This window comes from Subtercola boreus, from assembly GCF_003399635.1.
GTDB lineage: Bacteria > Actinomycetota > Actinomycetes > Actinomycetales > Microbacteriaceae > Subtercola > Subtercola boreus_B.
Window position 1 is genome coordinate 38,323 of record NZ_NBXB01000035.1, and the last position, 11,367, is coordinate 49,689.

Genomic DNA, 11,367 nt, shown 5'->3' on the forward strand with positions numbered 1-11,367 from the left:
CGGGACGGTTCACGGCGCGTGCGGCCGGCGTGGTGATCAACGTCTTGCGTGCACGTTCCTAAACCCATCCGTCTTCGCGCCAAGGCCGAGCCGGGAGGAGAAAGGATAGGGCGTCTGCCAAGCGTGAGCGGTATTCATCTCGCGTCACGGCCTGGTGTTTGATGCCGATCGACAGGCTGATCAGCGTCCGTGCCGCCGTGGATGCCGACCCTGACAGGGTGGTTCTCTCGAGAGCAGCGGTGAGAAGTGCCTCGAATCGAGCCGGGCCGCCGAGAGCGACGGGCCCGAGAAGGTCCGGGTTGTCAGCTATCAGTGCCGCCGTGTCGTTGATGGGACCGATATAGCGCCCGGCCCAGGCGTCGAATGCGGTGGCGATGCACTCCTGCACGGGCCGACCGGGATCCGTGAACGCTTTCTCGGCCGCGGACAGGTCGAGCTCGACGCCGCGTTCGGCGGCCTCGCGGAAGAGGCCGCTCTTGGATGTGAAGAGGAAATACAGGCCTGGGCGCGAGATCTGGGCCTCCTGCGCGATGTCGTCCATCGACGTCTTCCGATACCCGAAACGAGAGAAGGTGCGCAGGGCCGCGTCGAGGACGTCGGATCGTCGCTCTAGATCACCGGGGAATGCATCAGCCATGAGGCAACCATACCAACTAGACACAAACAGATTAATGTGTATAGTCCAATCATGACCTCTTCCGCATTGATCACGACGCCGTTCACAGCCTCCTCCACTACCGACGAAGTCCTCCGCGGCGTCGATTTGACGGGGGTTCGCGCCGTGGTCACGGGGGCGTCTTCCGGGCTCGGCATTGAAACAACCCGCGCGTTGACGGCGGCCGGGGCCGAGGTGTTCATGGCCGTTCGCAATACAGCGGCCGGAGGCGCAGTCGCATCAGACATTGCGTCGTCGACGGGCCGTCCGGCGCCGCAGGTGCGTCCACTCAATCTCGCCGACCGTGCTTCGGTCGCCCGGTTCGTCGCCGCGTGGGAGCATCCATTGCATCTGTTGATCAACAATGCCGGGGTGGTGACGGGCGGCCTGGAACGGACGACGGAGGGGTGGGAACTCCAGTTCACGACGAACCATCTCGGTCACTTCGCCCTTGCCGAAGGCCTCCACTCGGCGTTGCGCGACGGCGCCGCAGAGAGAAGTGGCGCCCGGATCGTGGTGGTGAGCTCTACCGCGCACATGCGCAGCGGCGTGGACTTCGACGACCTTCACTTCCTGCGCCGCGCTTATGACCCCCAGATCGCATACGCGCAGTCGAAGACCGCGAACTCCCTGTTCGCGGTCGAGGCCACGCGCCTCTGGGCGCCAGACGGCATCGTGGCCAACAGCGTCAACCCGGGCGGCGTCGCCACCGGGCTGCAACGCAGCTTCACTCCCGAGCAGAAAGCGTCTCTGGACGCTGCGGAGGCGGCCGGTGTCTTCGCCTACAAGACCATAGAGCAAGGAGCCGCATCGACACTGGTCGCTGCCGTGCGACCCGAGTTCGCTCACACCGGAGGCCACTACCTCGACGACGGGCAAGAGGCCTATACCGTCCCCAACGACACCAGCCTGGGCGACCACCCCCACGGCGTCAAAGAATGGGCCCTCGACCTGGCACTGGCCGAGCAGCTCTGGGCAGTCAGCACGGAACTCGTCCACTCCTAATGGAAGGGGAACTGGTCGCCCGGCTCTCGCCCTGCTGCCACCACACGAACGTCCCCAAGGAATGCAACACGGACCTCTTCTGTACCTGCGTGCCTCGTAAACCTAAAGGTTTGTGGGATGTCTCATTGTGTCGGCTCCCTTTTGAGATCCGTGTCGCAAGACCCATGATTGCAATGCTTGGCGCCGGCCAGCATCAACGCGCTTGGAGGTTTATAAGACACTCGGGCGAGGTCCTGGCGGGCGTTTAGCTTTGAGTGGTGACGATTGATTACCAGACGGGGTAACCGCATCTATCGACTTTTTCCTGCGGGTTGGTTGTCGTTGTCAGCGCTACCGAGAGGTTTGGGCCAAGTAGCTTCGTTGCTCGTAGTGGTGCAACTTAAGGTGTGACTTCTACGCTCTGTAGACTGGCGCTGGCATAGACGGTGAGGGGCATGGGATGAGCGACAGAGCGGCGCGTGTTCTCCGCGGCGTCTCTGCCGCAGGTTTCGCCGTGTTTGTTGCCGCGTTCTCCCACGTCGCCGTCGGGGGCACCGCACCGGGGATAGCGGGTCTGGCCCTGGGTCTGGCGTTCGCCGTTCTGGTGTGCGTGGCGTTGGCTGGCCGGTCCCTGTCGGTACTGCGGCTGAGTATCGCGGTCGGGCTGTCACAGCTCGTCTTCCACCTGATCTTCAGCCTCGGCGCTCCATCCGGTGTCACCGCGGTGACCTCCGGGCATCACGACAGCATGGTGGCGTTCAGCGCAGCTTCCGGCGTGGGTGACGCCGTGATGCAGGGCTGCGACTGGATGTGGGCAGCACACACGGTCGCCGCCATTGCCACAATCTTCGCGCTGACCAAAGGCGAACGGGTCATCCGTAGCCTCTCAGCGACGGCGCGTGTGCGCCTCCGCCGCCTGGTCGCCCTGCCATTTAGTGAGCCGCTGGCCCCGCACAAAGTAACGGTCGACGCTCTCGAACTCGAACCCGACCGTGCGAAAGACGTCTGGGTGTTCCTCGGGTCGATGAGGCACCGTGGTCCGCCGGCCGGGAGGCCTGTCACCGTCTGAGCGAACGTGTCGCCCTGATGACGATGACAGGTGATGAATCTTCTCCCACACCGCTCCGCCCAAGCAGGCAGGTCTTCTCTGTCGGTTCGCGAAGCCGCGGCGTGGGCTCCCTCATTGATCACATTTCTTCGTGCGCACATCCGCAGCTTTGCGTGCACAGTCAAGGACACCTCTTTCTCATGAACAAACGAACCATCCTCCGTGTCGGCGCAGCTCTTGCCGCAGCCGGCCTCCTCTCGATCAGTGCACCGTTGGCGGCGTCCGCGCATGTCCGGGTGAACCCGGATCAGGCGGCTGCGGGCAGCTATTCCACGCTCGTGTTCAAAGTCCCTACCGAATCGGCGACCGCCTCCACCACGAAGGTGGAAGTGGATCTCCCCACAGACACCCCGTTCGGCAGCGTCTCGTACCAGCCCGTCCCCGGATGGACAGCCGAAGTCACGAACTCAACGCTCGCCACCCCTGTCGTGACCGACGACGGAACCGTCACCGAAGCACCCACCAAGGTGACGTGGACGGCTACCGGTGACGCGGCGATCAAGCCGGGCGAGTTCCAGCAGTTCACCATCTCCGCCGGCCCCATCCCGGACACCGGGAGTGTCACCCTGCCGGCACATCAGACGTACTCTGATGGCAGCGTCGTGGACTGGTCCGAGGCCACCCCCGCGTCTGGTGAAGAGCCCGAGTACCCGGCCCCCGTGCTCTACATCAGCGACACGCCCCCGGCCGATGAAACCGCGGCGGGTGCAAGCGTCAGCGCGACACCGGCGGCCGGTACCACAGCCTCGCCGTCCGGTACCGAAGCGGCAGTAATCGGGGTGGGGATCGGCGGGCTCGCCCTCGGAGCGATCGCCCTGGTTGTTTCCGTGATCGCGCTGACTCGCAGGCGCACCGACCGCGGCTGACCGATCACCCCCTGAGCGCGGGCACACGTACTGCGGGTGCCCGCGCTTCACCCCCATCCCTTTTTGCGACCTTGCCGGAAGAAGTAGCACCGTGACCTCGAGCACGAAAAACAGCACCCCTGAAACATCCGAGATCCGCGAACCGAAGCTGATGACCTTCACCCTCCCGAAGATCGGGTGGGCCGAAACCATCCTGCTCCTCTGCATTCCTGCCGCGGTTGCGCTGGCGCTCGGCGGGATGATCTTCACCGGCGCATTCCTCAACTACACCCTCATCGACCCCGGGCTGCTCGTCACCCGCGGCCTCCCCATCGCCCGGGTCATCCACGACGGCGCAGCAGCCGTCACCGTCGGTCTTCTCCTCCTGGCCACCTTCGTGCTTCCCGGGCAGAACGCCGTCCCGGGCGTCGCGTCGTACACGCAATGGACCGCCGCCCGGTGGGCGGCCCGCGCAGCAGCAGTCTGGGCGGCAGCAGGCATCGCGGTGCTCCTCTTCACCGCCGCGACAACGATTGGGGTTCCCCTCACCGACGACCGGTTCATGAAGCAGTTCCTCTTCTTCGCCACTGGCATCGAGCTCGGCCAATCCCTCCTCGTCTCCGTCACCGGAGTGCTCCTCGTTTTCATGACGCTGCTGCTGAGCAAGAGGGTCTCCGTGATTGCGTTCGCGGCCGCTGTCAGCATCCTGGCGCTGCTCCCCCTCGCGCTCTCCGGTCATGCGGCCGGATCCGACGAACATGCGAACGCCGTCGACTCGCTCGCCATCCATCTCGTCGGCGTCACCGTCTGGGTCGGGGGCCTGACCGGCCTCATCCTGCTCAGAAGACGGCTCGGCACCGCCCTCCCCGCCGCTGTCGGCCGGTATTCGGTGCTCGCGGTGTGGGCGTTCGGCGCCGTCGCGCTCTCCGGAATCATCAACGCCTCCCTCCGGATCTCCTCCCCTGCCGACCTCCTGCAGTCCTACGGCCTCCTCATCGTCATCAAGGCGGCCATCCTGATCCTGCTGGGCCTCGCCGGGGTGTGGCAGCGGCAGCTGATCATCCCGAAACTGATCCGCGAACCCGGCAACCATCGGCACTTCGTGCGCCTCGCCGTCACGGAAGTCGTCTTCATGGCTGTGGCGATCGGTGTGTCTGTGGCCCTGTCGAAGAGTGCCCCACCCGTCTCGCAGGACTCGGTCGCGGGAGTCGACATCCAGCTCTCCCTCCTCGGGTTCCCGTTCCCGCCCCCCGCGACGCTTCTCACGATGCTGACCCAGGTGCACATCGACTGGGCGTTCGCCGGGGCAGCCGCTGTTCTCGCCGGGGTCTACCTCGCCGGCGTTCGTCGGCTACGGCGCCGCGGCGACCGGTGGCCGGTCGGTCGGACTGTGTCGTGGGTGCTCGGCTGCGTGATGCTGTTCTATGTCACCAGCGGCGGACCGGGCGTCTACGGGCAGGTCAGCTTCAGCACCCACATGATCCAGCACATGGGCCTGATGATGTTCGTGCCACCCCTCCTCGTGCTCGGCGCCCCCATCCTCCTCGCCCTCCGCACCCTGCCCAAGAGGCGCGATCACTCCCGCGGCCTACGGGAGTGGATCCTCATCGTCGTACACTCCCGCTACCTCATGGTGATCTCCCACCCCGTCGTCGCGGCGATCCTGTTCGCCGGCAGCCTCGTCGTGTTCTACTACACCAACTGGTTCGAGTTCTCCCTCGACACCCACCAGGGCCACGTACTCATGTGCGTGCACTTTCTCGCCACCGGGTACCTGTTCTTCTGGGTCATCATCGGCGTCGACCCAGGACCAGCCCGCCCCAGCTACCCGCTCCGCATCATCCTGCTGCTCGCCACTCTCGCGTTCCACGCCTTCTTCGGGCTCGCGATCATGTCCTCCGACACCATCTTCGCGATCGACTGGTGGCACGCCCTCGGCTACACCGACGACACGGCCCTCCTGAACGACCAACACGTCGGCGGAGGCATCGCCTGGGGCGCCGGCGAACTCCCCGTACTGTTCGTCACCCTCGCCGTCGTCCGGCAATGGGTCACCTCAGAAGAACGAGAAGCCAAACGCTACGACCGGAACGCCGACCGCACCGACGACGCCGAACTCACCGAATACAACAACCGCCTCGCCAACATCGCAAAAAGGGACGCCGCTCAGTGACCGAATCTGGCCTGGGGCAGACTCCGCCCATGCACCCCTCAGACCTATACGAGCTCATCGACGGCGCACCGGACGTCGCAGGCTATGTGCGGCTGCGTACGGAGTCTGGGCTCTCCCCGAAGACCGAAGAGCAGGCCCGAGGCGCGATCGCGGGCAGCTGGTCATTCCGACACGTACGTGACGAAACAGGCCAGACCGTTGCCATGGGCCGCATAGTCGGCGACGGCAGCTGGTACTTCCTCATCGCCGACATGGCCACCCTTCCCGAACACCAAGGCCAAGGGCTTGGCGGCAAGATCCTCGACGCACTCCTCGAAGACATCCGCCGTCTCGCGCCCGAGGGCGCGTACGTGACACTCACTGCCGATCCGCCGGGCCGGCGCCTGTACGAGTCTCGCGGGTTCTCGGACGTCGCTCCCGACCGAACGGGAATGCACCTCCTCCTCGATACTCCCCCTATCGACGACGGTGTAGGCCAGCCATAGCTGTTTCGAAAAGGTAAAGGTTTCTGAGGCACCCGACTCCCCTAATGGAGGGCCTGCAAGATCCGCATGATTCCGCGGTTGCCTGCTGTCTTGCAAACTCATCTCATAGTCCCGCGTGTCTCGTGACGCCATTTAGGAGTTTCTGAGGCAAGATAGCGCCATGAGGCTATTGGGGTACACGCGCGTCAGCACCGCCGCGCAGGATGCGCAGCTGCAGATCGATGCGCTCGTGAAGATCGGTGTCCAGCAACGCGATATCTTCTCCGACGTCACCTCGGGGACGAAAGTCGCCGCGAGCAGACCAGCGATGAGCCGGCTACTGGATCATGCCGTCGACGGTGACACGGTCGTCGTCTGGAGGATCGACCGGCTCGGCCGGTCACTGATCGATGTGCTGAACACGGTGAAGTCGCTGCAGCAGGCCGGTATCAACGTGCAGTCAGTGTCGGACGGCATCGACCCGTCGACGAAGACCGGGCGGATGATGCTCGGCATGCTCGCCACCCTGGCCGAGTACGAACGAGAACTCATCATCGAACGCGTCAACGCCGGCATCGCCGTCGCCCAAGCCGCCGGCACCCGGTTCGGTAGACCCGTCAGTGACCCGAAGGTGATCGCCGAGAAACTCGAGATCGTCCGCGGCGCCCGGAAGGCCGGCAAGACCGCCGCGGACGCTGCCCGGCTTGTCGGCTGGTCCAGAGCTACCTTATATAGGTACGAGCAAGCCGCAGCCGCCGATGAGCTACCTGCCCTGGGTGAAGACGCCCTTCTTCAGGCTGAGCCTGGCCCGGTCGCATCGAGGGTGACGGCATGACCGAACCCGTGAGCGCGGACGCGATCCGTGAGGACATCCGCGCCTCGCTGCGGCGGTTGCGTCGGCTCGGTGACGAGGGCCGGATCGTGATGGCCGAAGACAGCTGGAACGTTGACTGGCATGACTCCCGGGTCGCGATCGAGATAGCAGCGGCCGCTCTCGAACGCGCAGACACGGCCATGCTCTGGATGCACACCCTCCCCCACCCCGACGGCGGATACCCACCCATCCCCGACTAAACCCACGTCGCCGCCCCCAATGGTGAGAGCGGTGCTCCGTTAGACGCACCTGTGTGAAATTCTTCACCGGACGACTCAAACGGAACAGCGGTTCCGAACCGCCCCTGCTGACCAGGTTCTTGACGCCGAAAACACCGCACCGTCAGAGGGTCCGTGAGATATGCAGGAAGAGGACTACATCAAGACGCGTTCCTGAACGACGCCACTCCGTTAGCGTCGAGTTGTGAGCGATGCGGCGGAGTACCTCAGGACGGTAGTACGGGTGTTTCCCGATTACGCCGGCACTGTCTTGTGGTTTGCGGCGGGTCCGGTGTTGTACGACGAGGCGCATCTCACCGAGGGACTTGTCGCGGAGATGGTCAGGTGGGAAGCCGCGTACTACGCCAGCCTTACCGACTTCTTCGAATGGCGCCCAGGAACGGATCCTTCCGCGTTCGACGAACAGGGTTTGAGGTTGGCGAAGCGACTGGCGGAGGAGCTCGGCGACGCGGTCGAGGTTGAGTACCACCACCGTCGAGAGGGCGCGCCTCAGCCCGTGAGGTTGCGCGGAGCGGGAAACGGAACGAATGCGGCTGCGAGAGCAGCGTTCGTGGGGATGGCGTTGGACGCCAAATTGGAGGACGAACGCCTCTCGCAGATTCCGCCAGGCGGCGATGTGCGCCTGAGGTTCGGGCCGCGCTGACCCGACGGACCGCTCGGCGCTTGAGCCAGAAAACGCACGGGGCGACGCCGGTCTCTGAGAATATGAGTTCGTGAGATTTCTACGCCGTGTCTGGTCAGTCGCCCGGAATACCGGCGACATTGACGCTTACGGGTTTGTTCGGCCCCAAACTTCAGACGCCTGGGCCAGTCCTCAGGAGCCAGCGACATCGCTGATCCTTGACACTGATCCCGCCGGCGCCCCAGGCGCTTCTCGACAGGCACCAGACTCACGTCCGAACAGCACTCACACGAAGTAGTCACGAGAGCCTCAAAAGCTGCTGGTTGTGCGGTTTGGGGGCGACCCGGTCGGGGTCACTGCGCAGGACAACGTTGCGGCCAGTGGCCGTTCCAAGACACCGCATCAGGTCAGAAAGGCCGTCGACCGACCGCTGAACTTCGAGCTCGCGCAGGTCCACATCGAAGAACACGCCGTCCGGCCCAGGGAAGAAATTGATCCGCGTTCGCGATGCAGGCCACACGGCGAACGAGTCGTGAATAGGGAGCTCCGCGACAGACGCGGGCAGCGGTGTAGAGCCATCCTGAAGAGTCATCCTCCATCCGGTAGCGCGAAGCGCAGCGAGGACACGATCCCAATCGGCTGCCGTCGCACCCTCCACTTCGCCGTCGGGGAGGGTGCCCAATTCGTCTTCGAACAATTTCGAGAATGCAGCCAAATCAATCCGGGAGATCATAAACAGATCATCTCGCCTTACCGTGAGCCATTCAACTACCCCGCTTGCGGTCCCGCTATCAATGGGCCACCCCACGCGGTCTAATCACCTAGCGGTTTCGTTAGCTCTTCCAATTCATCGATGATTCGGCGCCTTTCGTAGGCACTGGCGAGCCGCTCCACGCTCATCATCCGGACCATCTGGGCGTACCCGTCAGAAATGTCGAGCAAGGCTGCGATTGATTCAATCAGAGCGTCATGATCTCTCGCCCGCTCGACGATTTGAATTATCTCTGAATGGTGCTCTTGGGCTTGGAGCATGATCTCCAGCTGACGTTTTCGGTGCTGAAGGTTTTCGTTTTCGTCGCGGGAGTTGCTCACCGGTTCACCGTATCGAGCCCGACCGTCTTCTGCAGCTCACCAACGCCGAGTCTTCGCCGCCCGTCCCTCCGAAGGTCCCGTTTGTGGTTCACCGATGGAGCAGGCGGTCGCCACGAGGGCCTCAAAGATAGACACCACCCGTGCGCGCACAGCGCCGAAGTCTGGATTAGGCCGAATGCGAACCACATTTCACCCCTTGTGATCCGTCAGTGCAGCCAGTTGGTGCTTAGACGTTTTGGTAACATCGGTCTTGTCGTAACCTTGTCTGGAGTAATGGGTGGAACTCACAGAGGCGTTCACCGCCGTCATTGTACGATGTTCCGCGCCTGTCACCACAGCACTAGGTCGCCCCAAGGCGCCGCGGGCACGCAGGCTGCTCGCCCCGGTGGCACTGATCAGCTTGACCCTGCTTGCTGGCTGCTCGCCAACTAGCTCAATAGCCGCGCCAGCCAGCCCGACGATCTCGGCCGCGCCAACCGAAACGGGCTCAAGCTCGGCAGCACCAACGGCAGCACCAACGAATGAGTCCGGGCCGCCGCCCGCCGTGAGCGAAGCCCAGATGAACATGATCCTCGAGAAGATCGCGTCTGTCGCGTCTGCTGCGGATGCAGCCTCCGACGCAACAGCTCTCGCCGCACGGTTCACCGGTCCAGCGCTGGAGTTGCGAACAGCGACATACAAGATCAGGGCAACAGACCCCTCATACGATGCTCCAGTACCCATACCTTCCGGCTCCGCATCCGTCGTCCTCCCGCAAGCAACCGATCAGTGGCCGCGAACGGTCTTCGCTATCGTCAGCAACCCGGACGATATGACTGTGGCGCCAATGTCACTAACGCTGATCCAGGACACCCCTCGAAGCGACTACAAGGTGTACTACGCCATCCCCCTGGAACCAAACACCGTCCTGCCACCGGTGGCGCCGGTAACAGTCGGAACGGCCATCCTTCCCAACGACACCAAACTTCTTTCCGAAACCCCCGCCACAGTGGCAGCCGGGTACGCCGACATCCTCGCGATCGGGGAACAAAGCCCTTCATACGCGAACTTCGATGCGGAAGGCGATACCCTCCGAACCGCCGTTGGTGCCCAATACAAGGCAGAACGCTCGACGGGAATCAAAAACACAGCAACCCTCACGTTCGGAAAAGTCGCGGGACCCGGCAAGAGTATTGCTCTGGCCACGAATGAGTCTGGCGCGATTGTCTCGTTAAACATCCGTGAATCAGTCACTGCGAAAGTCGTTGTGGAAGGCGCCGACGTGACAGTCGAAGGCGGTGTCGCGGCCGCAGCCGGACTCACCAGATCTCTAAAGGGCGTCGAGGCCATCTACGACTACCAGCTGCTCTTCTACATCCCCCCAACCGGCGACACGTCGAAGATCAAATTGTTGGGGTTCGCCCAAGGACTGCTCACCGCCCAGGAACTCCCATAACGCCACGCGTCTAGCCGACAGCCCTGAGCGCAGACACAAGCCAAATGGTTCCCGCATGATGTCCGGCTACTGGTCGCCCTTACGTAACTGGCGCCGGCCTATGAGGGCGACCATGGCCATCAGACCAGATAGAGGAAGCAGACTCTCGCCAGCAACGAGATAGCGAGCAACCAGAAGGACCACGGCTGAGACCAGCAGGAGCGACGCGGAAATGAGCCCGCAAAAAACGACCACCCGTTGTGTCCTGACCTAATACATGTCGCCAGCGTATCGGGACGACTAACAACACCGTCCCACCAAAGGTCCGGTCTGAGATACCGATGCAGAGCTTCTAGAAGGCCTTTGGCAGGTGTCGCCGTATCAGGTACCAAAAGACCAGAGCACCCCCTACAAACACAAGGGCCATCACCAAGCTCCACCAACCAGGCTCGCCATTCATAACGGATAAGGCGAAGAGCACGGCGCTACCAACCCCGACTACCAGCCATCCCCAAGCCAAGAACACCAGATACTTTCGAGCGCGTCCGACGTTTGACGGCTGCGCCTGCTGATTTCTCACACGAAGGATTGTCCTCGGTAGAGAGATGACGCCGCAAGCACTTGGCCACGCCCTCGTCCCGGTGATGGTCCGTCATGGCGAACCACGGTTGCCGCGCTCCGCCGGTCAGGGGAGCGAGAACTGATCCTCTCCCGCCTCGTAACGAAGAACCCTTTGGCTTCCGCCCTCACTGCGCAGGACAACGTTGCGGCCAGTGGCCGTTCCAAGACACCGCATCAGGTCAGAAAGGCCGTCGACCGACCGCTGAACTTCGAGCTCGCGCAGGTCCACATCGAAGAACACGCCGTCCGGCCCAGGGAAGAAATTGATCCGCGTTC

Annotated in this window: 14 protein-coding genes; 9 read left to right on the plus strand and 5 right to left on the minus strand. The window is 63.4% G+C overall.

Annotation, left to right across the window (positions count from 1 at the left end):
- Positions 1-58: 58 nt before the first annotated feature.
- Entirely contained in the window at positions 59-637 is a 579-nt protein-coding gene (locus B7R22_RS13840) for a TetR/AcrR family transcriptional regulator (RefSeq protein WP_116412293.1), read from the minus strand.
- Between the two features lie 51 nt (positions 638-688).
- Between B7R22_RS13840 and B7R22_RS13845 the strand changes: the two genes are divergently transcribed.
- From B7R22_RS13845 to B7R22_RS13880, 8 genes are all read left to right on the plus strand, one after another.
- Positions 689-1,660, plus strand: a complete 972-nt coding sequence (locus tag B7R22_RS13845; RefSeq protein WP_116412294.1) for an SDR family NAD(P)-dependent oxidoreductase — start codon at positions 689-691, stop codon at positions 1,658-1,660.
- A gap of 439 nt (positions 1,661-2,099) precedes the next feature.
- Positions 2,100-2,708, plus strand: a complete 609-nt coding sequence (locus B7R22_RS13850) for a hypothetical protein (protein ID WP_116412295.1) — start codon at positions 2,100-2,102, stop codon at positions 2,706-2,708.
- Between the two features lie 179 nt (positions 2,709-2,887).
- Entirely contained in the window at positions 2,888-3,613 is a 726-nt protein-coding gene (locus tag B7R22_RS13855; protein WP_116412296.1) for a YcnI family copper-binding membrane protein, read from the plus strand.
- 91 nt (positions 3,614-3,704) lie between these two features.
- Positions 3,705-5,765: a cytochrome c oxidase assembly protein gene (locus tag B7R22_RS13860; protein WP_253259084.1), complete on the plus strand. Its 2,061-nt coding sequence runs from the start codon at positions 3,705-3,707 to the stop codon at positions 5,763-5,765.
- Between the two features lie 29 nt (positions 5,766-5,794).
- A complete protein-coding gene (locus tag B7R22_RS13865) occupies positions 5,795-6,250 on the plus strand; it encodes a GNAT family N-acetyltransferase (RefSeq protein WP_116412297.1) in 456 nt (151 codons plus the stop codon).
- 160 nt (positions 6,251-6,410) lie between these two features.
- Complete coding sequence (locus B7R22_RS13870) at positions 6,411-7,064, plus strand: recombinase family protein (RefSeq protein WP_116412298.1); 654 nt, start codon at positions 6,411-6,413, stop codon at positions 7,062-7,064.
- Positions 7,061-7,303: a hypothetical protein gene (locus B7R22_RS13875; protein ID WP_116412299.1), complete on the plus strand. Its 243-nt coding sequence runs from the start codon at positions 7,061-7,063 to the stop codon at positions 7,301-7,303. Before B7R22_RS13870 ends, B7R22_RS13875 begins: the two co-directional genes overlap by 4 nt.
- Before the next feature lie 223 nt (positions 7,304-7,526).
- On the plus strand, positions 7,527-7,985 hold the full coding sequence (locus B7R22_RS13880; RefSeq protein WP_116412300.1) for a hypothetical protein: 459 nt from the start codon (positions 7,527-7,529) through the stop codon (positions 7,983-7,985).
- Between the two features lie 277 nt (positions 7,986-8,262).
- Here B7R22_RS13880 and B7R22_RS13885 read toward each other — a convergent pair whose 3' ends face one another.
- From B7R22_RS13885 to B7R22_RS18850, 3 genes are all read right to left on the minus strand, one after another.
- The gene (locus tag B7R22_RS13885; RefSeq protein ID WP_116412301.1) at positions 8,263-8,697 is read right to left on the minus strand and encodes a hypothetical protein; all 435 of its coding nucleotides are present in this window, start codon (positions 8,695-8,697) and stop codon (positions 8,263-8,265) included.
- A gap of 80 nt (positions 8,698-8,777) precedes the next feature.
- Positions 8,778-9,056, minus strand: coding sequence for a hypothetical protein (locus B7R22_RS13890; RefSeq protein ID WP_116412302.1), 279 nt, complete (start codon positions 9,054-9,056; stop codon positions 8,778-8,780).
- A gap of 189 nt (positions 9,057-9,245) precedes the next feature.
- On the minus strand, positions 9,246-9,623 hold the full coding sequence (locus B7R22_RS18850; RefSeq protein ID WP_147305393.1) for a hypothetical protein: 378 nt from the start codon (positions 9,621-9,623) through the stop codon (positions 9,246-9,248).
- On the opposite strand from B7R22_RS18850, the gene B7R22_RS13895 reads away from it, so the two are divergent.
- Positions 9,616-10,491, plus strand: a complete 876-nt coding sequence (locus B7R22_RS13895; protein ID WP_147305394.1) for a hypothetical protein — start codon at positions 9,616-9,618, stop codon at positions 10,489-10,491. The two genes, B7R22_RS18850 and B7R22_RS13895, sit on opposite strands and share 8 nt — an antisense overlap.
- Positions 10,492-11,155: 664 nt before the next feature.
- Here the strand turns inward: B7R22_RS13895 and B7R22_RS19510 are convergent.
- Positions 11,156-11,367, minus strand: a 212-nt coding sequence (locus B7R22_RS19510; protein WP_216363464.1) for a hypothetical protein, incomplete at its 5' end; no start/stop codon positions are given.

What these genes read in the sequence shown, in the direction of transcription:
- B7R22_RS13895 (WP_147305394.1), top strand. Translation starts at nt 9,616, where the DNA reads ATGAACATGATCCTCGAGAAGATCGCGTCTGTCGCGTCTGCTGCGGAT.
- B7R22_RS18850 (WP_147305393.1), bottom strand. Translation starts at nt 9,623, where the DNA reads ATGTTCATCTGGGCTTCGCTCACGGCGGGCGGCGGCCCGGACTCATTC.
- B7R22_RS13840 (WP_116412293.1), bottom strand. Translation starts at nt 637, where the DNA reads ATGGCTGATGCATTCCCCGGTGATCTAGAGCGACGATCCGACGTCCTC.
- B7R22_RS13855 (WP_116412296.1), top strand. Translation starts at nt 2,888, where the DNA reads ATGAACAAACGAACCATCCTCCGTGTCGGCGCAGCTCTTGCCGCAGCC.
- B7R22_RS13875 (WP_116412299.1), top strand. Translation starts at nt 7,061, where the DNA reads ATGACCGAACCCGTGAGCGCGGACGCGATCCGTGAGGACATCCGCGCC.
- B7R22_RS13865 (WP_116412297.1), top strand. Translation starts at nt 5,795, where the DNA reads ATGCACCCCTCAGACCTATACGAGCTCATCGACGGCGCACCGGACGTC.
- B7R22_RS13850 (WP_116412295.1), top strand. Translation starts at nt 2,100, where the DNA reads ATGAGCGACAGAGCGGCGCGTGTTCTCCGCGGCGTCTCTGCCGCAGGT.
- B7R22_RS13885 (WP_116412301.1), bottom strand. Translation starts at nt 8,697, where the DNA reads ATGATCTCCCGGATTGATTTGGCTGCATTCTCGAAATTGTTCGAAGAC.
- B7R22_RS13845 (WP_116412294.1), top strand. Translation starts at nt 689, where the DNA reads ATGACCTCTTCCGCATTGATCACGACGCCGTTCACAGCCTCCTCCACT.
- B7R22_RS13870 (WP_116412298.1), top strand. Translation starts at nt 6,411, where the DNA reads ATGAGGCTATTGGGGTACACGCGCGTCAGCACCGCCGCGCAGGATGCG.